At 69.7% G+C, this 23992-nt stretch carries 16 protein-coding genes and 1 pseudogene; 5 read left to right on the top strand and 12 right to left on the bottom strand.

Features of this window, described 5'->3' with window-relative positions:
* Positions 1-214 precede the first annotated feature (214 nt).
* Together VGZ32_RS07550 and VGZ32_RS07545 are read right to left on the bottom strand one after the other, a co-directional pair.
* Positions 215-943: a class I adenylate-forming enzyme family protein gene (locus VGZ32_RS07550; RefSeq protein ID WP_326885139.1), complete on the bottom strand. Its 729-nt coding sequence runs from the start codon at positions 941-943 to the stop codon at positions 215-217.
* Positions 944-1011: 68 nt separating this feature from the next.
* Positions 1012-1413: an SseB family protein gene (locus VGZ32_RS07545; protein WP_326885138.1), complete on the bottom strand. Its 402-nt coding sequence runs from the start codon at positions 1411-1413 to the stop codon at positions 1012-1014.
* Between the two features lie 281 nt (positions 1414-1694).
* On the opposite strand from VGZ32_RS07545, the gene VGZ32_RS07540 reads away from it, so the two are divergent.
* The 3 genes from VGZ32_RS07540 to VGZ32_RS07530 all read left to right on the top strand — a co-directional run bounded on the left by VGZ32_RS07540 (position 1695) and on the right by VGZ32_RS07530 (position 7163).
* Positions 1695-3518, top strand: coding sequence for an acyl-CoA dehydrogenase (locus tag VGZ32_RS07540; RefSeq protein WP_326885137.1), 1824 nt, complete (start codon positions 1695-1697; stop codon positions 3516-3518).
* 382 nt (positions 3519-3900) lie between these two features.
* Positions 3901-5775: a TIGR03767 family metallophosphoesterase gene (locus VGZ32_RS07535; protein WP_326885140.1), complete on the top strand. Its 1875-nt coding sequence runs from the start codon at positions 3901-3903 to the stop codon at positions 5773-5775.
* 98 nt (positions 5776-5873) lie between these two features.
* A complete protein-coding gene (locus VGZ32_RS07530; protein ID WP_326885136.1) occupies positions 5874-7163 on the top strand; it encodes a M18 family aminopeptidase in 1290 nt (429 codons plus the stop codon).
* A gap of 82 nt (positions 7164-7245) precedes the next feature.
* Here VGZ32_RS07530 and VGZ32_RS07525 read toward each other — a convergent pair whose 3' ends face one another.
* The gene (locus tag VGZ32_RS07525; RefSeq protein WP_326885135.1) at positions 7246-9060 is read right to left on the bottom strand and encodes an NHL domain-containing thioredoxin family protein; all 1815 of its coding nucleotides are present in this window, start codon (positions 9058-9060) and stop codon (positions 7246-7248) included.
* Between the two features lie 50 nt (positions 9061-9110).
* On the opposite strand from VGZ32_RS07525, the gene VGZ32_RS07520 reads away from it, so the two are divergent.
* Positions 9111-10046 (top strand): aminoglycoside phosphotransferase family protein, encoded by a 936-nt coding sequence (locus VGZ32_RS07520; protein ID WP_326885134.1) that lies wholly within the window; start codon positions 9111-9113, stop codon positions 10044-10046.
* A gap of 88 nt (positions 10047-10134) precedes the next feature.
* Here VGZ32_RS07520 and VGZ32_RS07515 read toward each other — a convergent pair whose 3' ends face one another.
* The 6 genes from VGZ32_RS07515 to VGZ32_RS07490 form a co-directional block, all read right to left on the bottom strand.
* On the bottom strand, positions 10135-10932 hold the full coding sequence (locus VGZ32_RS07515) for a carbon-nitrogen family hydrolase (RefSeq protein ID WP_326885133.1): 798 nt from the start codon (positions 10930-10932) through the stop codon (positions 10135-10137).
* Complete coding sequence (locus VGZ32_RS07510) at positions 10929-12332, bottom strand: dihydrolipoamide acetyltransferase family protein (RefSeq protein WP_326885132.1); 1404 nt, start codon at positions 12330-12332, stop codon at positions 10929-10931. Before VGZ32_RS07510 ends, VGZ32_RS07515 begins: the two co-directional genes overlap by 4 nt.
* 12 nt (positions 12333-12344) lie before the next feature.
* Complete coding sequence (locus VGZ32_RS07505; protein WP_349263530.1) at positions 12345-13316, bottom strand: alpha-ketoacid dehydrogenase subunit beta; 972 nt, start codon at positions 13314-13316, stop codon at positions 12345-12347.
* Positions 13317-13354: 38 nt separating this feature from the next.
* Positions 13355-14536 carry a pyruvate dehydrogenase (acetyl-transferring) E1 component subunit alpha gene (gene pdhA, locus VGZ32_RS07500; protein ID WP_326885130.1) on the bottom strand — a complete coding sequence of 394 codons (1182 nt, stop codon included), beginning with the start codon at positions 14534-14536 and terminating at the stop codon, positions 13355-13357.
* 302 nt (positions 14537-14838) lie between these two features.
* The gene (gene hisC / locus VGZ32_RS07495; protein ID WP_326885129.1) at positions 14839-15933 is read right to left on the bottom strand and encodes a histidinol-phosphate transaminase; all 1095 of its coding nucleotides are present in this window, start codon (positions 15931-15933) and stop codon (positions 14839-14841) included.
* A gap of 147 nt (positions 15934-16080) precedes the next feature.
* Complete coding sequence (locus VGZ32_RS07490) at positions 16081-16881, bottom strand: nuclease-related domain-containing protein (protein ID WP_326885128.1); 801 nt, start codon at positions 16879-16881, stop codon at positions 16081-16083.
* A gap of 168 nt (positions 16882-17049) precedes the next feature.
* On the opposite strand from VGZ32_RS07490, the gene VGZ32_RS07485 reads away from it, so the two are divergent.
* On the top strand, positions 17050-17925 hold the full coding sequence (locus tag VGZ32_RS07485; RefSeq protein ID WP_326885127.1) for a metallophosphoesterase family protein: 876 nt from the start codon (positions 17050-17052) through the stop codon (positions 17923-17925).
* Positions 17926-18009: 84 nt separating this feature from the next.
* Here VGZ32_RS07485 and VGZ32_RS07480 read toward each other — a convergent pair whose 3' ends face one another.
* From VGZ32_RS07480 to thiC, 3 genes and pseudogenes are all read right to left on the bottom strand, one after another.
* Positions 18010-19866 carry a DUF262 domain-containing protein gene (locus VGZ32_RS07480; RefSeq protein ID WP_326885126.1) on the bottom strand — a complete coding sequence of 619 codons (1857 nt, stop codon included), beginning with the start codon at positions 19864-19866 and terminating at the stop codon, positions 18010-18012.
* Between the two features lie 116 nt (positions 19867-19982).
* Positions 19983-22637: an MGH1-like glycoside hydrolase domain-containing protein gene (locus VGZ32_RS07475; protein ID WP_326885125.1), complete on the bottom strand. Its 2655-nt coding sequence runs from the start codon at positions 22635-22637 to the stop codon at positions 19983-19985.
* A gap of 46 nt (positions 22638-22683) precedes the next feature.
* Positions 22684-23992, bottom strand: a pseudogene (gene thiC / locus VGZ32_RS07470) (phosphomethylpyrimidine synthase ThiC); the annotation flags it as partial.

Genomic DNA, 23992 nt, shown 5'->3' with positions numbered 1-23992 from the left:
GGGTGGTGGGCACGATGCGTGGCGCTGTGCGCGGTCGCCGCGACGGCCGGCGCGATGAGCGTGGTACAGGCGATGACACAGGCAACGGCGGTAGCGACGGAGAGGTCGCACCGCCGCATGCGCCATGATCGAAAGGCCACGCGTTACAACATAGGTCGCCGATCATAGGATCAGCGGAATCCCGGCATAAGCCGCGTGTCGGACGGCCTATCAGTTACGGACGGAGCAGTACGGTGCGCGAGCCATGGCGGATACCGTGCAGCGCTTCGCGGACGCCCTCGAGGAGGTAAAGCGGCGACGTTACGATGTGCGGGTCGCCCGGCTCAGGCGTTACGGCCGCGACCTCGCGGTGCAGCGCTCGGTGGCTGAAGGCGACGTGCGCGCGTCCCTCCTCCGGGTGCGCTTGGAGCACCGCGTCATCGACGCTCGGCCGGTACTTCGCCGCCTCGTACATGCCCTCGCCGGTCTCGTGCAGCTCCAGCCAGAGCTCGTAGTCGTCGGTGCCGTGCGGGTCGTTGCTCGGCCGGCCGACCATGACCACCGTGTCGAGGTCGTCGAGCTGCGGCCGGACCCGCTCGAGCAGGTCGGCGAACTCGCCGCCGACGAACAGCAGCCGGACCTGTTCGCGCTGCAGAATCTGCACGATGTCGTCCTCGGGCAGCCGCCAGTCCAGGATGACCGCGGTGGTCCCGGTGAGCGCGGCGGCGAACATGGCCTCGAGGCAGGCCGGGTGGTTATGGGCGAGGACAGCGAAGCGCTCCCCCGGCTGCATCCGCGACGCGCGAAGGCCGCAGGCCAGGTGGCGGATGCGGGCGTCGAGCCGGCGCCAGGTCAGCTGGTGGGTGCCGCATTCCACGGCGGTGGCGTGCGGGCTGCTGCCCAGCCGCCGTTTGATCAGTTCGTTGATGAGAAACGGCTCGTCAAGCGCGGACCGGTCCGGCATGGATCTCCCCCTGAGTGCGCGTCAGTTGACGGACTGACTGCACCGTACGCCTGCACGTGCGGCGATGACTAGCCGTACATCCGCTTCATCGTGTAGTCGATCATCTGCTCGATGGCTTGGGCGTCGAAGACCACCCGGTGCTCGCCTTCGATGTCGAGCACGATGCCGTATCCGGTCGGAAGCAGGTCCAGCACCTCGGCGCCGGTGACGGTGAAATAGCGGGACTGCTCGCCCGAGTAGCGGCGCAGCTCGACCAGCGAGGAGAACATCGGGATCACCGGCTGGGGCGTGTCGTGCAGGGCCAGGAAGCCGGGCCGGTCGCCGCGCGGGCAGAAGACCTTGCAGGTGGTGAAAACGGCGTGGAAATCCTCGGGGCCGATGGCACCGGAGGTGAAGGCGCGCACGGCGTCCGTCAGCGAGGGCTGGAGGACTTGGCCGCCCGTGGGATCTTCGCCGTTATAGCCATACACAATCCACGAGCGTAGCGGGCCACAAGCGGGCTTGGACACCTTAGGGCTAATCGGAAGAACTTAGGCGGTGAGGTACCGCACTGCGGACAACCGGGACAGTGGTGGACGCCCTAGCGGCTAAGGCCTCGGGTGGCGGAAAGGCGCTCGCGGCCGCCCGGCCCCAGCCTGTCCGCGGCCGGCCGGGACGACACTGCTGCTTGCGGGAAGTTACCCATGAGTAGCATCATGAAGTTACCGACTAGTTCTACTCGCAGGTAGCCGAGGACGCAAAGGACCACGCCATGGGGCACTACAAGTCCAACCTCCGTGACATCGAGTTCAACCTCTTCGAGGTGTTCGACGGCGGGCACTTCGGCTCGACCGCGTTTCCCGAGGTGGACGAGGAGACCGCGCGTACGATCCTGACGGAGATGGAGAAACTCGCGACCACGGAGCTGGCCGAGTCCTTCGCCGACGGGGACCGGAACCCTCCCGTCTTCGAGCCGTCCGAGCACTCGGCCAGCCTGCCCGAGTCCTTCAAGCGGTCCTATAAGGCCTACATGGACACCGAGTACTGGCGGCTCGGCCTGCCCGAGGGCCTGGGCGGCACCCCCTGCCCGCCCTCGCTGCGCTGGGCGATCGGCGAGTTGGTCCTCGGCGCGAACCCGGCGATCTGGATGTACTCGGCCGGCCCCGACTTCGCCCGGATCATCTGGGAGCTGGGCACCGAGGAGCAGCGCAAGGTCGCCCAGCGGATGACGGAGAACCTGTGGGGCTCGACCATGGTGCTGACCGAGCCGGACGCCGGCTCGGACGTCGGCGCGGGCCGCACGAAGGCGATCCCCCAGCCCGACGGCTCCTGGCACATCGAGGGCGTCAAGCGCTTCATCACCAGCGGCGAGCACGACCTGTCGGACAACATCGTCCACCTCGTGCTGGCCCGGCCGGAGGGCCACGGCCCCGGCACGAAGGGCCTGTCGCTGTTCATCGTGCCGAAGTTCCACTTCGACTGGGACACCGGCGAGCTGGGCGAGCGCAACGGCGCTTACGTCACCAACATCGAGCACAAGATGGGCCTGAAGGTCTCGACCACCTGCGAAGTCACCTTCGGCGCGGACCGCCCGGCCAAGGGCTGGCTGGTCGGCGAGGTGCACAACGGCATCGCGCAGATGTTCGAGATCATCGAGATGGCGCGCATGATGGTCGGCACCAAGGCGATCGCCACGCTGTCCACCGGCTACCTCAACGCGCTGGAGTACGCCAAGACCCGGGTGCAGGGCGCCGACCTGCCGGAGTCGACGAACAAGGCCGCGCCGCGCGTCACCATCACCCACCACGCGGACGTGCGTCGGCTGCTGATGCAGCAGAAGGCCTACGCCGAGGGCATGCGCGCCCTGGTGTTCTACGCGGCGAGCTGGCAGGACCGGGTGCACTCGGCCCGGCAGGAGGGCGGCCGGGACGAGCTGGCCGAGCGGATCAACGACTTCCTGCTGCCGATCGTGAAGGGCTACGGCTCGGAGAAGTCCTACGAGCAGCTGGCGCAGTCGCTGCAGATCTTCGGCGGCTCCGGCTACCTGCAGGACTACCCGATCGAGCAGTACATCCGGGACGCCAAGATCGACACCCTGTACGAGGGCACCACGGCGATCCAGGGCCTCGACTTCTTCTTCCGCAAGATCGTCAAGGATCAGGGGCAGGCGCTGTCCCACATCAAGGACGAGATCGTCGCCTTCCTCGAGGCGAAGCCCGGCGGGGACGCGCTGAGGGCCGAGCGGCGGTGTCTGGCTGCGGCCGCGGTCGACGCCGAGGGCATCGCCAACGCGCTGTTCGGCCAAGCCGCCAAGGCGATGGAGGACCCCCGGCAGATCCACGTGGCCGGCCAGAACACCACCCGGATGCTGCTCGCCGCGGGCGAGCTCGTGATCGGCTGGCTGCTGCTGCGCCAGGCCGCGGTCGCGCTGGAGAAGTCCGCCACCGCGTCGGCCAAGGACAAGGCGTTCTACACCGGCAAGATCGCCGCGGCGAGCTGGTTCGTCAAGAATGTGCTGCCGCTGCTCGCCGCGCAGCGGGCGATCGTTGAGGCCACCGACCTGGCGCTGCTGGACGTGCCGGAAGAGGCATTCTGATCTGGCGCCCTCCTGTCTAAGCCCCGCCGCGGAACGGCGCAGTTGAGCGCCGCGAACTCGACCGAGGCCTCGAGCGCGCTCTAGGGCTCCCGCGAGAGTGCCCGCGCCGCACCGCGCCGAGTCACGATCCGGCCGCACGGCGGTCCGGTCGTTTGACGGGCGTATGCGTGCGCAGCATTGACGCGTCCGCGGAGTTACCGTGGAGGAGCGCCCATGAGCGCCCGGTCGAGTTCGCGGACAGCGGATCGGTGATCGGGCTGTGCGGGCCGGGCCCCGAAGGGATGAGCTCCTTCAGGGGCCTGGTTCGCTTTGGCGGGCCCGGTTCGCTTTGGCGCGCTTTCGCACGCATGCCGCCGCGCAGCCGCGTATCGTGCCTGCCGTGATGCGACTCTTTCTCGGGTTCGTCAGGATGCTCACGCGGCTGGGCAAGAAGCCCTCGGTCGCGGTCGTCGCGGTGACGCGCGCCGAAACCGGCTTCGCGCCGGTGGCGCCCGCGGGCACGACGCTGGAGCGCACGCTGGTGGCCGGCCCCGCCGGAAGCGGCGGTTACCGGCCGATCGTGGCCGGGCCGGGCGAGCCGCACCTGATCCGCGAGGAACTGGCGACGCGCCCCCCGACGATGGCGGCCGCCGCCGGAAAGCCCGGAGAGCCGCTGCTCGCGGAGGCCGTCGTCGCCGGGGCCATCGCCAGCGCCGCCGTGCGCACCCCGATCATGGCCTTCGCGCACCTCACCGACATCCACCTGGTCGACGACCAGTCCCCGGCGCGGGTCGAGTTCCTCGACCGGTACAACGACCCCGGGTCGCGCTTCACCGGGCTGGCGAACATCACCGGGTCGTATCGCCCGCAGGAGATGCTCACCGTGCAGGTGGCCGGCGCGATGGTGCGGCGGATCAACCGGATCGGGCACGGACCGGCCTTCGGCGCGCCGCTGGCCTTCGCCGTCGCGACCGGCGACAGCGCGGACAACACCCAGCACAACGAGGTCCGCTGGCTGGTCGACGTGCTCGACGGGGGTCGGCTGACACCCGACTCCGGCGACCTGGACAAGTACGAGGGCGTGGCCGACTGGGTGAAGTACGACGTCCGCTACTGGCACCCGGAGGGGACGCCCCCCGGCGCGCAGGACGACACGCCACGCGCGCTGTACGGATTTCCGGTGGTCCCGGGGCTTCTCGACGCCGCGCGGGCGCCCTTCGAGAGCCCGGGTCTGCGCATGGCCGAAGGCAGACCGTTGCCGTGGTACTCGGCGTGGGGCAACCACGACGCGATGATTCAGGGCAACATTCCGCACGTCGAGGGCAGCGAAGAGTACGCAGCCGGCGATCATAAGGCGGTCGAGCTGCCCACCGACACCGATCTGGTGCACCTGGCGGTGGACCTGCTGCGTGCCTCCCCGCACGCGGCGGAGATCCTGCTCGGCGGCGACTTCCGGACGGTGACCCCGGATCCGGGGCGGCGCATGCTGCACCGGATGGACTGGGTCGGCGAGCACTTCACCACCCAGGGCGTCCCGGCCGGGCACGGCTTCACCCCGGAGAACCTGACCGAGCAGACCGCGTACTACGGCTTCGACGTCGGACCGGTGCGCTGCTTGGTGCTGGACACGGTCAACCCGTACGGCGGCCCGAACGGCTCGCTGGACGAGAAGCAGTTCCTGTGGCTCGAGAGCGAGCTGATCGCCGTCGCGACGCGGTACCTGTCGGAGACCGGCGAGCTCGTGCAGGGCGCCGGGGTGGACCGCTACGTGGTGATCTTCAGCCACCACACCGCGGAAACCATGGACAACTGGCTGAGCGAGCCGGGCGAGCACCGGGTGCTCGGCGGGACCGTCACGGACCTGCTGCTCCGGTTCCCCAACGTCGTGCTCTGGGTCAACGGCCACACGCACATCAACAAGGTGATGCCGCACAGCCGCCACCCCGAGTCGCCGGTGCCCGGTGGTTTCTGGGAGCTGAACACGGCTTCGCACGTGGACTGGCCGCAGCAGGCGCGTCTCGTGGAGCTGGTCGACAACTGTGACGGGACGCTGTCGGTGTTCGGCACGATCATCGACCACGCCGACATCGGGGCGGAGGGGGCCGTGCACGGGGCGAACAGTCCCGAGGCGCTCGCGGCGCTCTCCCGGGAACTGGGCCTCAACGACTGGCAGAGCCGGGCGCGTCCGGTGCCCGGCGTGGACGGCCGCCGGGGCGCCCTCGCCGACCGGAACGTCGAACTGCTGCTGCCCGCCCCGTTCCGACTCCCACGCGATTGAGCGCTGACTGCGGCAGCCCACCGCCCGGCACCGCACCAGGTCGACTCTCGCTCAAGGGTGCTTAGCGATCGTCCGGTACGGGGCCTTAAGCTGGGCGCATGGCCACGTTCGACCGCGCGTATACCGACAGCCTCTTAACATACTTGGCCGCCTCACCCACCCCGTACCACGCGGTGGCGCAGGCGGCGGAACTGCTGGACAAGGCCGGCTTCCGGCGATTGTCCGAGACGGCGGCCTGGGACGCTCAGGCGGGCGGGCAGTATGTGATCCGCGGCGGGGCCATGGTGGCGTGGTACCTGCCGCCGGGGGCGGAGGCGTCCCGGCCGTTCCGGCTGATCGGCTCGCACACCGATTCGCCGAACCTACGCGTCAAGCCGATCCCGGACACCGGATCGGCGGGCTGGCGGCAGGTCGCGGTCGAGGTCTACGGCGGCACCCTGTACAACACCTGGCTGGACCGGGACCTGGGGCTGGCCGGGCGGCTGAGCCTGCGCAACGGCGACGAACTGCTGGTCAACATCGACCGGCCGCTGCTGCGGGTGCCCCAGCTCGCGGTGCACTTGGACCGCGGCGTGAACGGCGAGGGGCTGAAGCTGAATCCGCAGGTCCACCTGACCCCGGTCTGGGGCCTGGGCGAGCCGGTTCGAGGCGAGCTGATCGAGTTCGTGGCGGCGGAGTACGGGCTGCGGCCCGCCGCGGTGCTCGGCTGGGACCTCATGCTGCACGACGTGGCCGCGCCGGCATACGTCGGCCGGGACGCCGACATGATCACCGCCTCGCGGCTGGACAACCTGATGTCCGTGCACGCCGGCGTCGTGGCCATGGTCACGGCGGTCGAGGAAGGGCTGGACGACGGTCCGATCCCGGTCCTGGCCGCGATGGACCACGAGGAGGCCGGGTCGGTGTCCACGACCGGCGCGCTGGGGCCGTTCCTGGAAACCGTCCTGGAGCGGCTGGTCGAGACGCGCGGCGGCGGAGTGGACGCCCGCGCGCGCGCCTACGCCGGCTCGGTGATGGCGTCCTCAGACCTAGCCCACGCAGTGCACCCGAACTACCCGGAGCGGCACGACGCGGGCCACCGGCCGCGGGCGAACGGCGGCCCGGTGCTGAAGGTGAACCTGAATCAGCGCTATGCCACGGACGGCGCGACCCGCGCGGTGTGGGCACGGGCCTGCGAGGCGGCCGGCGTCCCGTGGCAGACCTTCGTCTCCCGCAACGACCAGCCATGCGGCACCACGATCGGCCCCCTGGCCGCCTCCCGCCTCGGCATCGCAGCCTTCGACATCGGCGTCCCGGCGCTCTCGATGCACTCGGCCCGCGAGCTCTGCGGCGCCGACGATCCCTGGCGCCTGGCCGCCGCTCTCACCGCGTTCCTACACCTGGAGTAGGCGCGCCCGAAGTGCGGTGTCGCCCGGCTCGCACGGAGCCGGGCCGCTATCGGTGACTCAGGATGATGAGCCGCGGACGCGGCTAGCTTTCGCCACGGAGGATCAGCGGCAGGCGGGTTGCGGCGCCGGGCGCGAGACGGACTGGGATGCCCCAGTCCTGTTGGTGCACGTGGCAGGCGGGGAAGAACTCGGCCGGGTCGGCGCCTTCTGGCAGTTCGTCGCAGGATGCTGCCTTGGCCGAGACGTGGAGGACCCCTGATTCGACCTCGTCGCTGAGGATGAGTCTTCGTTCGAGCGCGGAGTCGCGACCGGCTCCGCTGATCAGCAGCTCGGGCGGGGATGCGTCGACCACGAGCTGGGTGGAGGGGCCGTAGCGATCGTCGAGCTTTTGGCCTGGCGGGGGTTCGAAGACCACTGTGAGGGCGAGCTCTCCGGGGGCCACGTCGTTCGCGGGGCGCTGGGTGCGGTACGCGTTTGATTCGACGTGCAGGGCTTCCTCGGGCAGGCGGACACGGGTCAGCCGGTGCGCGGCCGACTCGACCACGAGCAGGTCCCCGTCCACCACGACCGCGTCGGAGGGTTCGCGCAGACCGGTGATTAGGGTACTGACTTGGTTCGTGGCGGGGTCGTAGCGGCGGATCGCCCCGTTGTAGGTGTCGCTGACCGCGATGGAGCCGTCGGGCAGGGCGGTGACGCCGAGCGGGTGCTGGAAGAGTGCCTGGTCGGCGTCACCGTCGCGCAGCCCGAAGTCGAACAGGCCCTGGCCGACCGCGGTGCGTACTTGTCCGTCCTCGATGAAGCGCAGCGCCGACGATTCGGAGTCCGCGATCCACACGCGACCGTCGGCGTCAACGGTGAGACCCGAGGGCTGCGAGAACCAGGCCTCTGCCATCGGGCCGTCGACGAGGCCCTCGTTCGTCGTGCCCGCTATGGCCTGGACCGTTTCGAAGTACGGGTCGTAGCTCCACAGCTGGTGGATCCCGGCCATGGCGATCAGCACGCGGCCGTCGACCAGTGCCAGGTCCCAGGGGCTCGACAGGTCGACCTCGAGGGCCGGGCCGCTCGTTACAGAGCCCTGTGACCACTGGCGCCCGGTGCCGGCGAGGGTGGTCACCTCCCCAGTGTCAAGGTTGATCGCGCGCAGGGCGTGGTTGACCGAGTCGGCAACGAAGGCGACGTGCGGGCTGGGAAGGCACAGCCCCTGGGGTTCGCTGAACGTGGCCTCGTCGGCCTTTCCGTCGGCGAACCCGCGCTTCCCCGAGCCGAAGCGGCGCAGCACCGTTTCACCGTCGGCGGCGAGTTCGACCACGCGGTGGTGCGTCGTGTCCGAGACCAGGAACGTGCCTTCTGGCAATGCGACGACCTTGCCCGGGAAGCGTAGCTCGGTGGGTTCGGGCTCAGGCGGGGTGTAGGGACTGTCGCCGCGCCGCAGCGTCCCCTTGGCTTCGTGCTCGGCGCTGAGTTCCGCGATCAGCGCGCGCAGTCCGTGGCCGTGGCCCTCGCCGGACATCTGGGCGACGATGTAGCCGGTCGGATCGATGACGCTGAGAGTCGGCCAGGCGCGCACCGCGTAGGCCTTCCACGTGGACAGCTCGGGGTCGTCGAGGACAGGGTGGCGCACCTCGTAGCGTTCGCAGGCGTCGATCAGCGCGTCGCGGTCGGCCTCGTGCACGAACTTGGGCGAGTGCACCCCGACCACGACGAGCACGTCCGCGAACTCGTGCTCCAGCTCGCGCAGTTCGTCGAGCACGTGCAGGCAGTTCGCGCAGCAGAAGGTCCAGAAGTCGAGCAGAACGATCTTCCCGGACAGGTCCGGCGCCGCGTTCCCCGGGGTGTTGAGCCAGCCCCGGCCGGTCAGCTGCGGCGCACGCACGCGCGGTTGCCTCGAAGGTGCCATAGTCCGATCCTAGGCGAACTGGTGTGAACACCTTTCCGACGGGAGAACACGTGGATGCCGAGCTGATCCCCTCCTCGCTTCCCGTCGTGGCGACCGTCAGCGAGCACGACGGCGGCCCCGCGTGGCTGGCCGGGCTTTCGCAGGTGATCGAGGAGCTGCGCGAGCGTTGGTCGCTTCGCCTCGGCGCCCCGTTCCACGGCGGAAGCTGTTCGTGGGTCGCGCCCGCGTGGCCGCCCGACGGCGAACCCGCCGTGCTCAAAATCACCTGGCCGCATCGGGAGGCGATGGGTGAGGCCGAAGGTCTCCGGTTATGGGACGGACGCGGCGTCGTTCGCCTGCTGCGCGAGGACCGCGAGCGGTTGGCGGTGCTGGTAGAGCGGTGCGAGCCGGGCGGGGCGCTGGGCGACGCGGACCACCTCGACCCGCGCGAGCGCTTGGAGATCGGCGCGCGGCTGCTGGATGAGCTGTGGTCGGTGCCGGTGCCGGAGCAGTCCGGCCTCGAGCGCGTCGCCGATGTCACGGCGGAGTGGGCCGACCTGGTCGAGGAGCGGATGGATCGGCTGAAGCCCGACTTCGATCCCGGACTTGTGGCGCTCGGCGCGCGGCTGCTGCGCGAGTTGCCTGCGACGGCGCCGCGTATGGTGATCGTGCACGGCGACTTCAACCCGGGCAATGTGCTGAGCGCGCGGCGTCGGCCCTGGCTCGCGATCGACGCCAAGCCGATGATCGGAGACCCGGGATACGATCCGTGGCCGTTGCTGGCGCAGATCGACGAGCCGTTCGCGCATCCGGATCCGTTGTGCGTGTTGGCCGAGCGTTTCACCCTGGTCGCTGATGTGGTCGGAGAGGACGTGCGACGGCTGGCGGCGTGGGCCCTGGCGCGCGAGGTCGAGTCGGCGCTGTGGGCGGCCGATCATCCGCAATCGCCGATCGCGTATGGGTCCATGGAGAAGGCCGGGGTGTTCGCGCGGCTGGCAGAGGTCTGATCGTGGAGAGACAGGGGTCGATCAAATGCTGCGTTGGATCAGAGGTTGTGTGGATCAGAGGCGGCGTCTGATCAGATACAGCGTCGGATCAAAGACGGCGATCGCGAAGGACGGGGAAACGGTCGCGGGTCTCGTCGACCAAGCCCAGGTCGATGTCGGCGTGAATGATCTGCTCGCCCTCGCCGCCCTCCACGAGGATCGCACCCCACGGGTCGATCACCATGGAATGGCCGGACATGTCCAGACCGGCCTGGGTGCCGACGGCCACGCAGGCGAGTACGTAGACCTGGTTCTCGATCGCCCTCGCCTGCAGCAGGATGCGCCAGTGCTCCCGGCGTCGGGCGGGCCAGGCGGCCGGGATGATCACGGTCTGCACCCCGGCGTCGACCAGCTTGCGGAACATTTCCGGGAAACGCAGGTCGTAACAGGTGGCCAGGCCGACCCTGGTGAGCCGGCCGGCGGCGTCATCGAGCACGTCGAAAGTGACCAGATCCCGCCCGGCGGACATGAAGGCGGCCTCGCCCTGGTCAAAGCCGAAGCGGTGGATCTTGCGGTAGACGGCCAGATCCTGGCCTTCGGGCCCGAGCACCAGCGAGGTGTTGTAGAACTCTCCCTCGGGCACGCGCTCGACGATGGAACCGGCGTGCAAGACGATTCCGTGCACTGAGGCCGTTTGCCGCATGGCCGCTGCCGTCTCGCCGTCCAGCGGCTCGGCGGTCTTGGGCCAGGGCTCTGCGTCGAATGCGCCGTGCAGCCACAACTCCGGCAGGACAACGAGCCGGGCGCCATCCGCGGCTGCCTCGCCGACCCGGACCGCCGCCGCCTCGCGTGACGCCTGCGGCTCGCGGTCCGGGTCGGAATCAAGCTGGACCAGGGCTACCTTCACACCAGCGAAGCTACCGGATCTTCCAGCACCCGGCCAACGTCGCGCAGGAACTTCGAGCCGAGCTCGCCGTCGATCATCCGGTGGTCGAAGGAAAGCCCGAGGGTGGTGACCCAGCGCGGCTTGATCTTGCCCTTGTGCACCCAGGGCTGCTGCTTGATCGCACCGAACGCGAGGATCGCGGCCTCGCCCGGGTTGATGATCGGCGTGCCGGTGTCCACCCCGAACACCCCGACGTTGGTGATCGTGATCGTGCCGCCGGTCAGGTCCTCGAGCGCCGTCTTGCCCGCGCGCGCGGTGGCGGTCAGTTCGCCGAGGGCGACCGCCAGATCGTGCAGTGTGAGCCGCTCGGCGGACTTGATGTTCGGCACCACGAGGCCGCGCGGGGTGGCGGCGGCGATACCGAGGTTCACTGAGCCGTGGATCACGATCTCCTGCGCCAGCTCATCCCACGAGGCGTTGACGTCGGGGTGCTTGGCCACGCCGAGCAGCAGCGCCTTGGCGACCAGCAGCAGCGGGGAGACCTTGACGTCCGCGTACTCGGGCAGTTCCTTGAGCCGCGCGACGAGCTTTACCGTGCGGGTCACGTCGAGCGTCAGGAACTCGGTCACATGCGGCGCGGTGAACGCCGAGGAGACCATCGCGGCCGCGGTCGCCTTTCGCACGCCCTTGATCGGGACGCGGCGCGTCTCGGGCAGCGGGGCGAGCCGGGACGGAGCAGCGGCAGCCGGAGCGGTACTGCGCACGGCGGCCCGCTCGACCTGCTCACGGGTGATCACGCCGTCCTCGCGCTCGGGCGTGATCGTGGTCAGATCCACCCCGAGATCCTTGGCCAGCTTGCGAACCAGCGGCTTGGCCAGGACGAACGTGGGCTTGGTGGTGATCGGCTCGGGAGCCGCCGCGATCGCGGAAGCCTGAGCAACCGGAGCCGGTACCGGGACGGCGGCAGGAGCGACCGGGGCGACAGGAGCAGCCGGACTCGGAGCTGACGCCGTTGCGACAGCACCACCGGATGGCGCAGCTGCCCCAGAACCGGGCGCGGGCTTGCGCGCGCGGCGCTTCGTGGAGCCGTGCGCGACGCCATAACCGACCAGGACCGGCTCGCGCTTCTCTGCTCCGGTGGACGATCCGCTGTCGCCCGCGGGGGCGCCGGGCTCGGCGTCGGCGGTCTCGATCGAGATGATCGGCGTGCCGACGTCCACCGTGCTGCCGGCCTCGACCAGCAGTTCACGCACCACGCCCGCGTACGGCGACGGCAGCTCCACCGCCGCCTTCGCGGTCTCGATCTCCACCAGGACCTGGTTGACCTTCACCTCGTCGCCCACCGCGACGCTCCAGCCGAGGATCTCCGCCTCGGTCAGCCCCTCGCCCACGTCGGGCAGCCGGAATTGCTTGACGGCCATGCGCCCCTCGTCTCAGTGCTCGAACGCGCGGTCGACGGCGTCGAGCACACGGTCCAGGTCGGGCAGGTAGATCTCTTCTATCCGGGACGGCGGATACGGCGTGTGGAAGCCGCCCACCCGGCCGACCGGGGCCTCGAGCCGGTAGAAGCACCGGTCGGTGATCTGCGCGGCGAGCTCCGCACCGAGGCCGTAGAAGACCGGGGCCTCGTGCACGACCACCAGTCGGCCGGTGCGCTGCACCGACTCCGCGACCGTGTCCACGTCCAGCGGGGAGATCGTGCGCAGGTCGATCACCTCGAGCGAGCGGCCCTCCTCCTCCGCGGCGCGTGCCGCGTCCAAGCAGGTGCGCACCATCGGGCCGAGCGTCGCGAGGGTGAGGTCGGTGCCCGGGCGCACCACGGCGGCGCGGTCCAGCGGGCGCGGCGCCTGCGCGACCGACTCGTCGAGCTCGGCCTTGTCCCAGTAGCGGCGCTTGGGCTCGAAGAAGATCACCGGGTCGTCGGACTCGATCGCCTGCTGGATCATCCAGTAGCCGTCCACCGGGTTCGAGCAGGCGACCACCCGCAGGCCCGCGGTGTGCGCGAACAGGACCTCGGGGGACTCGGAGTGGTGCTCGACCGCGCCGATGCCGCCGCCGAACGGGATGCGGATCACCATCGGCATCCGCACCTTGCCGAGCGAGCGCGCGTGCAGCTTGGCCACCTGGGTGGTGATCTGGTCGTAGGCGGGGAAGACGAAGCCGTCGAACTGGATCTCGCAGACCGGCCGGTAGCCGCGCAGGGCCAGTCCCACCGCGGCGCCGATGATGCCGGACTCGGCCAGCGGGGTGTCGATCACCCGGGCCTCGCCGAAGTCCTTCTGCAGGCCGTCCGTCACCCGGAAGACGCCGCCGAGCTTTCCGATGTCCTCGCCCATCAGCAGGACCTTAGGATCGCGCTCCATGGCCCGGCGCAGGCCCGTGTTCAGGGCCTTGGCGAGGGTCACCGTGTTGGTTCCGGTACTGGTGTTGGTCCCGGTACTGGTCACCGCGCCGCCTCCTGGTCCCCGAATCCGGCGAGATACTCGCTGAGCTCTTTCCGCTCGGCCGTCACCTGGTGGTGCGGCGCGGTGTACGCGTAGTCGAACATGGACAGCGGATCCGGGTCGGGCAGCGCCAGACAGGCCGCGCGCACCTCGGTGGCCAGCTCGTCGGCCTCCGCCTCGATCCCGGCGAAGAACGCCTCGTCCGCGGCGCCCTCCCGGTTCAGGTACTTGCGCAGCCGCTGGATCGGGTCGCGCGAACGCCACAGCTCGACCTCGTCGTTGCCGCGGTAACGCGTCGGGTCGTCCGAGGTGGTGTGCGCGCCCATGCGGTACGTGTACGCCTCGATGAGGGTCGGGCCGTTGCCGGTCCGGGCGCGCTCGAGGGCGGCGCGGGTCACCGCGAGGCAGCCGAACACGTCGTTGCCGTCGACCCGGATGCCGGGGAAGCCGAAGCCTGAGGCGCGCCGGTACAGCGGGACCCGGCTCTGGCGCTCGGTCGGCTCGGAGATCGCCCACTGGTTGTTCTGGCAGAAGAAGACCACCGGGGCGTTGTACGAGGCGGCGAAGACGAAGGCCTCGTTCACGTCGCCCTGCGAGGACGCGCCGTCGCCGAAGTAGGCGATCGTGGCGTCGTCGGAGCCGTCGCGCTGTATCCCCATCGCGTAGCCGACCGCGTGCAGGGTCTGCGAGCCGATGACGATCGTGTAGAGGTTGAAGTTCTTCTCGGCCGGGTCCCAGCCGCCGTTGTTGACCCCGCGGAACATGCCCAGCAGGTTCACCGGCGGGACGCCGCGGCACCAGGCCACGCCGTGCTCGCGGTAGGTCGGGAAGGCGAAGTCGCCCGGCCGCAGCGCGCGGCCCGAGCCGACCTGGGCCGCCTCCTGGCCGAGCAGCGAGGCCCACAGGCCCAGCTCGCCCTGGCGCTGGAGGGCGGTGCCCTCGGTGTCGACCCGGCGGACCAGCACGAGGTCGCGGTACAGCGACCTGGCCTCCTCGGCCGAGATCTCCAGCGGATAGTCCGGATGTGCGATGCGCTCGCCCTCGGTGCTGAGCAGCTGGACGAGTTCGAGCCCGTCACCGTCGTCGGTCGGGACAGGCGCGTCGATCGGGGCGGGGGCGGGCCGCGTCTCGGGCTCGCCTCTGGCGGCCCGGCGGGAGCGCGCCGGGGTCCGTGTGGTCACGTTCCTCACTACTCCTCATCCTCGGCGAGGACCACGGGTTCCTCCGCAGTGTGTCCTCGATGCGGCCGGCCGCGGCGCCGGCGCGGGAATCCCGCCGTGTCGTCGCCGGCCGCATCCGCGCTCCGGGATCGCCGGGCGCGGTCATCTGGTGGTTGCCGGATCACCGCACTTCAGGATCGCTGGGCGCCGGTTCCGGGGTGTCGGCCGGTGGAGCGCGGTGACGAGGTCACGTTACCGACCGGTTCCGGGCTTGGAACAGTGCCCCCGCCACTAATCGTGCGCCAAGAACTTGAAGTGTCGCTCTAGGCATAGTCGACGGCGAGCGAGATCGCCAGGTCGTTCGCCTTCGGCTCGCCGATCGTCACCCGGACGCCCTCGTCGCCGAACGGACGCACGGTGACCCCGGCCTCCTCGCACGCGGCGGCGAATTTCGCGGTGCGGTCGCCGAGGCGCAGCCAGTAGAAGTTGGCCTCGGTGTCGGGGACGGCGATGCCGCGGCGGCGCAGCTCGCCCACCACCCGGGTGCGCTCGGCGACGAGCGCTTCGACCCGCTCCATCAGGGCGGGGCGGGCGTGCAGCGAGGCGACGGCGGCGGCCTGCGCGACGCAGCTGACCCCGAACGGCACGGCGCAGGCGCGCAGGGCGGTGGCCACCGGGGGGTGCGCGACGGCGAAACCGACGCGCAGCCCGGCCAGGCCGTAAGCCTTCGAGAAGGTCCGCAGGACACAGACGTTCGGCCGCTCGCGGTACAGCTCCAAGCCGTCGACGCACTCGGGGTCGCGGACGAACTCGGTGTAGGCCTCGTCGATGACCACGAGCACGTCATCAGGCGCGCGGTCGAGGAAGCGCTCAAGCTCGTCGCGGTGCACCACGGCGCCGGTGGGGTTGTTCGGGGTGCACACGAAGATCAGCCGGGTGCGGCCCGTGACCGCGGCGGCCATGGCGTCCAGGTCGTGGCGCTCATCGCGCAGCGGGACCATGACCGCGGTCGCCCCGGCGATCTGGGTGAGGATCGGGTAGGCCTCGAAGGAACGCCAGGCGAAGATCACCTCGTCGCCCGGGCCCGCGGCCACCTGGAGCAGCTGCTGGGCGACGCCGACCGAGCCGGTGCCCGCCGCGATGTGGTCGACCGGGACGTCGTAGGCGGCGGCCAGCTCCTCGAGCAGGTTCGAGCAGGCGAAGTCCGGGTAGCGGTTGAACGAGCCGGCCGCCCCGATCGCCGCCTCGAGCACGCCGGGCAGCGGTGGGTACGGGTTCTCGTTCGAGGCGAGCTTGAAGGTCTCCCCGCCGGGTGCCGGAGCCTTGCCGGCCTTGTACGCGGGCAGCCCGCCGACCGCCTCGCGCAGCCGGGGTGTCGCCGCAGGCTCTCGCTTCGCTTCCGTACCGCTCGCCGTCACCGTCGATCACTCTCCCGAGTCCGCACATGCAGGTGCACCGAAAACAACCGCTGTAAACAACTGCTGTCGTCAGCGTACGTCGTGCGGAAGATCGCTTCATCGCGCGCCGTGGCGGCCGAGGCTCCGGGCGCGCGAGGCGGTCGCCGGTCAGGGCGTGGCGGCCGGGTCCTTGCGTATCAACAGCAGGTCGGCGGCTTCGCCCAGGCTGGCCACGGCCTGGGGAGACCAGCGGATGTCGGGAGAGCGCAGCGTCTCGGCCAGCTGAGCCGGCGTCACCACGATCACCCCCTGCATGTTGCGCGGGGTGCCGTGCAGGTCGTCGGCGTGCACGGCGAGCACCGGAGTGACCGACACCACCCCGACCTCCTCGTCCCGCGCGGCGGCCGTGGTCAGCGCGTCGCCCAGTACCCGGGCGTGCTCGACCAGCTGCTTGAACATCGTCGTCTGGTCGGTGTGGTCGACGTACATGTCGGGCCCGACCATGCGCACCGCCTGCCCGCGCCATTGCTTGGAGTCGATCAGGAACACCCCGCGCGGGGAGATGACCACGTGCTCGGCCTCGAACGGATCGGCGACCGCGGTCAGCAGCCGGTCGTGCAGCACCTTTGCCCCGCCGCGGATCTCTATCGCGCGCAGGAACTTGCCCGTCCCGGACTCGGCGGCGGCCCGCTCGCGCACCCGCACCAACCGGTCCGGCTTGCGGAACATCACGTCGAGCACGGCCCAGATCGCCAGCACGATGAAGATCACGCCGAACACCGGGATGCGCGTGCCGACACCCACGACCGCGCCCAGCGCCACGATGGCCGGCACCCACCAGACCGCGGACAGCGCCACGGCGCGCCGCCGCTGCCCGATCCAGGCGTCGTTTCGCATGGCATAGGCGGCGTGCAGGCTCTGTCCCGCACGCGGCGCGGTTCCCTGACGCGGCAGTCGGCTGACCGCCATCGGCGACCTCCCAGCTACAGGATCGGCCGGCGTCGTGCCCGCGGCGAAAACGTGCGCGGCGCCCCAATCGCATCCTTCTGGCCAAACCCCCACGAGCACGTTAGCGCTCTTGGGCGACACGCGGCAGGGATACCGGAAGACCGCTCCCGACCACTACCCTCACATCTCATGGTTGACCTGTCCGACCCCGGCGCCACGGGGACGCCGCCGGCCGACGTCGACGCCGTGACGACCGCTGCTGTGGGCGATGTCCACGGCTGTCTCGGCCCGCTGCGCGAGGCGCTGATCCGCGTCGGATTCATCGACGAGCGGGCACGGTGGATCGCCGACGACGCCCGGCTGTGGTTCCTCGGGGATCTGACGGACCGCGGGCCGGACGGGGTCGGGGTGCTGGACCTGGTCATGTCCCTCCAGGAGCAGGCGGCGGACCACGGCGGGACGGTGGGCTGCCTGCTCGGGAACCACGAGCTGATGCTGTTCGCGGCTCACCTGCCGGACGGGTACCGGCTGCGCGTGGTGCGCGAGGAGGACGTTCCGGACGCGCACGCGCTCTTCCGCGAGCGCTGGTTCGGCAACGGCGGCCAGGACCGGGACTCGAATCGGCTGACCGACGCGCATCTGGAGTGGATCGCCGGGCTGCCGGCGATGGCCCGGTCCGGCGACCACCTGCTGATGCACGCCGACACGGTCGGGTACCTCGAGTACGGCGACAGCGTCAAGTCGGTCAACGAGTCGATCGGCCAGTTGCTGACGGACCCCGTGGACGTCGAGGAGATCGACCACCTCACGCATCTGATGACGAAGCGGTTCGCCTTCGCCTCCGACGACGGCCCGGCCGCGCGCGAGTTCCTGCGGGTGTTCGGCGCGCGCCAGATCGTGCACGGGCACTCGCCGATTCCGCTGCTGCTCGGCATCGAGCCGTCGCAGGTGACGGGCCCTCTGGTGTACGCGGGCGGCTACGCGGTGAACCTGGACACTGGGGTGTTCCTGGGCGGCCCGTGCCTCGTCTCCGCGCTACCTTCGGTGCCTTCGCAGCTGCCTTAGGCGCGCGAATAAGCGGCTAAGCGGCTAGGACTGCACAGGTACAGCCGAGCTCTTAGACCGCCTTAGACACTCTTCGAAGCCCTCCTACACTGCCGCGGGTTCCGGCACGACCAGACCGAGTCGGGCAGGATCCCAGATCCGCTCGCACAGCGCACGGTAAAGACGCTGGCGCTCGGTGATCGACGTGATGCCGAAGGTGTGCGGGTACGGCCGGAAGAACTCGGCGAGCCCGTTGCGCAGCATGAACCGCCGGAACGAGGGGTTGCGCTCGTAGCACAGCGGGTGCAGCGAGCGGGCCAGCAGGTTCTGTGCCCGGTAGTGCTCGGCCTTGAGCGAGTACGGGTCGTCCCGGAACGCCGCGTTGATCTCCTTGGGCAGCAGCAGGAGCGCGCCGAAGCGGTTGCGCACCATGCGGAAGCGCTCCGGGGTGCCGGCCTCCTCGGCGTAAGGGCCGAAGTGGTCCGCCCAGATGTGCTCGATCTCGTACGGGCGGCCGGTCGGGCCGAAGCCGAGGTAGTCCGCGATCAGGTCGGGCTGGCCGCACTGGGCCTCCACCCACCCGGTCATCCGGGACAGCAGATACCGCACCTGCTTGCGGTTGTCCGAGCGCAACCCGAAGGTCTCCAGGCCGCCGAAGGTGTGCTCGACTGATGCGACCGCGGTGGCCAGCAGGGTGCGCACCGCCTCCAGGCCTTGCGCGGCCCGCAGTGGCTCTATCAGTGCATTAACCTGAGCCGTCAGGTCACCGGACTGCAGCGGCGCGTAGTTCGCCATCCGCCGGGCCAGCAGCAGGTCGCAGAACGCGGCGACCAAGCGGGCCTTCTCCCGGAACGCGGTGTCCGAGTCGTTCGGGCTGATCGCCGCCATGATCAGGGTGAGCTGGTGCGGGAAGCCGTTGGCGGCGTTGTAGAACACCGGCTCCAGACCCTTGACCGGCGCGGCGCAGGCCTCGACCAGGGCGCGGTAGCGGTCCGCCAGGGGCCTGATGGTGTCGCGGATGAACACCCGGTAGTCGCGCGGGCGCACCAGGCCGACCGCGTCGGTGTTCTGCCGTACCCACTCGTGGTACGCGGTGGAGATCCGCTCCGCGGTGGCCGCGTCGGAGGGGGCGTACCGGGCCCGCAGGAGGGTCTTGATGTAGTCCCCCGGCGCCTGGTCGTCGGTCGCCGCGAGCTGCGACATGGTGCGCCGCCAGATCGCGTTGACCGCGCTGTGGTCCTTGTCCGCGCGCGAGAGCAGGAAGGACTTGAGCAGGTCGAGCGGGGTGAGCCGGGCGCCCCGGTCGTTCATCGACTCGAAGATCTCCCAGCCGTTCTCCCGGTCTCGGGCGGTGATCTCGACCAGGAAGACCCGCTCGAGCAGCCAGTCCACGAAGAACGGCAGCGCCTCGCCGCGCAGCGGGGCCGGGAAGTCCTCGACCAACTCCCGGTAGCGCTGGCAGATGGTGCGCACCGCCAGCGGGGTCAGCTCGGTGACCGGGAAGTCGCGCCCGGCCCGCAGCGCGCGCAGGGCCGGCTCGCGCTCGTCCACGTGCACCGTGAAGGTCGGCACGCCGTACTGGACCGTGCAGATCATGTTGTCCAGGACCGCCGCCCCGGCGTGGTCCTCCTGGTCGGTCAGTCGGTGCCGCAGGTGGATGAGCAGCAGGAGCAGGGTGGTGAACCGCTGCTGGCCGTCGACGAGGTACGACACCCCGGGCACGGGGTACGTGACGAACGGCCCGAGGAAGTACGGCCGGTAGTCGGCCACGTCCTCGCGCTCGTGGTCGGGGCGCCACTGCTCGAAGAACCGCGCGGAGAGATCCTGGAGCAGATCGCCCACATGCGTGCGGGTCCAGTCGTACTCCCGCTGGTAGTGTTCGAGCCCGTAGCGCCGCCCGGTGAACAGCTCCCGGACGGTGTGCCCCCTGCCGTCGATGCGCTCCTGAGTGTGCTTGTTCACCTTGCGCCGTCCCCGAGAATCGGGCCCGGAGCGCAGAGCGCTGATGAAGTCTCATCGAGCGCTGTTTTCACTCCAGTGCGCCTCTTGCCCGCCCTGTCTTTGGGGACATGCCCAGCTCAGGAGGGTGGAAAACCCAACGTCGGGTTACGAATCAATGAAGCGATCAATGCGGTCCAGCCGGTCTGATGCGCGGCGCCCAGGCCGGCGCCGCTGTCGGCATGGAAGTACTCGTAGAACCACGGGCGGTCCCGCCAGCGCGGGTCGCCCTGCAGTCGCGGGTTGTCGCCGAGCACCGGGAGCCGCCCGTTCGGATCGGTCCGGAAGATCCCGATCAGCCGCTGCCGCAGGTTCTCCGCGAAGATCGGCCGGTCCACCACGATCCGGCCCTCTCCCGGGTGGGTGACCACGCCGAGCGCCGGGCCGACCCGGTAGACCGCCTCCAGGAACAGGTAGTTCAGCGGCATCCAGACCGGGCCGCGCCAGTTGGAGTTGCCGCCGAACATGCCGGAGTGCGATTCGCCGGGCTCGTAGTCCACGCTCGCGTCCACCCCGTCGATGCCCAGCATGAACGGGTGGTCGCGGTGGTGGATGGAGAGCGAGCGGAGGCCGTAGGGCGAGAGGAACTCCTCCGGATCGGCGAGGCGGGAGAGCACCCGGGCGGCCTGTTCGTCGTTGGCGAGCGAGAAGACCAGGCCGCCGGTGGCGTGCTTGCGGCCGAGCACCCCCTTGGCGTATTCGGGCCGGCGCGTGGTGAACTCCTCGAGGTGGGCGGCGAAGCGCGGCAGCCGCTCGAGCAGCTTGGTCGAGACCGGGAAGCTAGCCAGCAGCGGGACCACGCCGACCATGGAGCGCACCCGCATGACGATCGGATCGCAGCCGTCGCGGCGCAGCCGGTCGTAGTAGAAGCCGTCCTCGTCGTCCCAGATCCCGCTGTCGTTGATGGCCGCCGCGATGTAGGCGTAGTGCTCGGCGAACTTGCAGGCCATCTCCTCGTACACCGGTTCGCGCAGGGTCAGCTCGATCGAGATGACCAGCATGCAGAGGCTGAAGAAGGCCATCCAGCCGGTGCCGTCGGACTGCTCGAGTACGCCGTCGACCGGCAGGTTGGAGCGGTCGAAGACGCCGATGTTGTCCAGGCCGAGGAATCCGCCCTCGAAGATGTTGTCCTGGCCGGCGTCCTTGCGGTTGACCCAGAAGGTGAAGTTGGCCAGCAGCTTGTGGAAGCAGGCCTTGAGGAACTCGGTGTCCCGCTGCGCGTAGTAGACCCGCAGCACGGCCCAGGCCAGCACCGGCGGGTTGACGTCGTCGAAGTTCCACTCGTAGGCCGGCATCTGGCCGTTCGGGTGCAGGTAGCGCTGGGAGAGGAAGGTCATCAGCTGCGCGCGGGCGAATCCGGGGTCGATCTCGGAGTACACGGCGCAGTGGAAGGCCAGGTCCCAGGCGGCGAACCAGGGGTACTCCCAGGGGTCGGGCATGAGCAGGACGTCGCGCGCCCAGAAGTGCCCCCAGCCGGCGTTGCGGTCGTGCGCGCGGTGGTCCGGAGGGAGCGGCTGGCTCGGGTCGCCGCTGATCCATCGGTGCACGTCGTAGTGGTAGAACTGCTTCGACCAGACCAGTCCGGCGTAGGCCTGGCGCATGATCTTCGCGTCGTCGGGCGAGGTACCCGGCGGGGTCATCGCGGCGTAGAAGCCGTCCGCCTCGCGCTCGCGGTCGGCCAGCGTCTGCGCGTGGTCCGGCAGTTCGCAGTCCGCGGCGGCGAGCCAGAGGTCGAGTTCGCGGCGCTCGCCCGGGGCGAGGTCGAGGATGTAGTGCAGGGCGCCCTTCGTGCCGCAGTTGTTCGGGTTGACGGTGGCGGTGCCGTGCACGACGTGGTCGCCGATGCCGTCCTTCGTGTACGGGTTGCGGTTCTCGCCGCCGAAGAGCAGCGCGGCGTTCGTCTCGTTATCGCACATCAGCGGCGGCGGGGCGGTCGCATCTGCTCCGAGCGCTGCGGAGCCGGGCGCTGGCACGTCCTGGAGGACGAGCGTGCCGGTGTGCGGGTGCGTCCCAGTGAGGCGGCCCGGCTCGCCGCGGATCATCAGTCCGACGGTGTCCAGGTCGTCCTCGATGTCGGGCGCGCGGCCCCACGACCACATGTCACGGAACCAGAGGTGCGGCAGGACGTGCAGGGTGGCGCGGTCGGGTCCGGCGTTCTCCACCGTGATCCGCACCGCATAGGCGTCGGGGGCGGCCTTGGCGTAGTCGGCGGTGATGATGAAGTACCGGTCGTCGTCGAAGATGCCGGTGTCGATGAGCTCGAACTCCGTGTCGTCCTTGCCGCGCGCGGCGTTCTCGGCGCGCAGCCGCGCGTACGGGAACTCGGCCTGCGGGTAGTGGTAACGCCAGCGCAGCCACGAGGCGGTAGGCGTGCCGTCCTCGTACCACCAGTAATCCTTGGCATCCTCGCCGTGGTTGCCCTCGCCGTTGCCCAGGCCGAAGGCGCGCTCCTTGAGGATGGGGTCGCGGCCGTTCCAGAACGCCAGGGCGAAGCACCAGTCCTGGTTGTGGTTGCTCAGGCCGGCGAGGCCGTCCTCGCTCCACCGGTAGGCACGCGAGCGGGCATGTTCGAAGGGGAAGTACGTCCAGGCATCGCCATCAGCGCTGTAATCCTCCCGGACGGTTCCCCACGCACGCTCGGAGAGGTACGGGCCCCAGTCACGCCAGAGCTCCGTACCCCCGTCTGCCGCGCTTAGCCGCCATTGCTCCGCGTTGTCACCGTCAGCCTCATGCACACCGACAGTCTTACCTGACTGTGGCGCCCGCGCTGTGCTGAATCTCAGCAGCGTTGCGAATCTCGTGCGTAATGCGCATCGAGCAGAAATGCGGGCCGCACATCGAGCAGAAGTGGGCCTGCTTCGCCGGGGCGGCGGGCAGCGTCTCGTCGTGGAAGGAACGGGCCGTGGAAGGGTCCAGCGACAGGTTGAACTGGTCCTCCCAGCGGAACTCGAACCGCGCGTCGGACAGCGCGTCGTCCCAGGCCTGGGCGCCGGGATGGCCCTTGGCCAGGTCTGCCGCGTGGGCCGCGATCTTGTAGGCGATCATGCCCTGCTTGACGTCGTCCATGTCGGGCAGGCCCAGATGCTCCTTCGGGGTGACGTAGCAGAGCATCGCGGTCCCGTACATCCCGATCATCGCGGCGCCGATCGCCGAGGTGATGTGGTCGTAGCCCGGGGCGATATCGGTTGTCAGTGGCCCGAGCGTGTAGAAGGGGGCCTCGTGGCACCACTCCATCTGCAGATCGACGTTTTCCTTGATCTTGTGCATCGGCACGTGGCCTGGACCCTCAATCATGACCTGCACATCGTGTCGCCACGCGACCTCAGTTAGCTCACCCAGCGTGCGTAATTCGGCCAGTTGCGCCTCATCATTGGCGTCCGCGATGGATCCTGGCCGCAAACCGTCACCGAGAGAGAACGCCACGTCGTAGGCACCGAGCAGCTCGCAGAGCTCCTCAAAGTTCGTGTAGAGGAAGCTTTCAGCGTGGTGGGCGAGGCACCAGGCGGCCATGATCGAGCCGCCGCGGCTGACGATGCCGGTCACCCGGTTGACCGTCAGCGGGATGTACCGCAGCAACACCCCGGCGTGCACTGTCATGTAGTCGACGCCCTGCTCGCATTGCTCGATCAGCGTGTCCTTGTAGACCTCCCAGTCGAGCTTGACCGGATCGCCGGCGACCTTCTCCAGCGCCTGATAGATCGGCACGGTGCCGATCGGCACCGGAGCATTGCGCAGAATCCATTCGCGCGTGGTGTGGATGTTGCGGCCGGTGGAGAGATCCATCACGGTGTCGGCGCCCCAGCGGATCGCCCACACCATCTTTTCCACCTCTTCCTCGACCGAGGAGGTCACCGCCGAATTGCCGATGTTGGCGTTGATCTTCGTGAGGAAATTGCGGCCGATGATCATCGGCTCGAGCTCGGCATGGTTGATGTTCGAGGGAATGATGGCGCGCCCGCGCGCGACTTCGTCGCGCACGAACTCCGGCGTGACGAACGACGGTACCGAAGCGCCGAAGCTTTCGCCGTCGGCGAGGGCGTGTTCCGCACGCTCGAGCCTCTGCTTGCGCCCGAGATTCTCGCGCTCGGCG

This window comes from Actinocrinis sp. (assembly GCF_035938995.1).
Lineage (GTDB): Bacteria > Actinomycetota > Actinomycetes > Streptomycetales > Catenulisporaceae > DASZGI01.
This window is presented reverse-complemented; position numbering and strand designations above follow the sequence as displayed.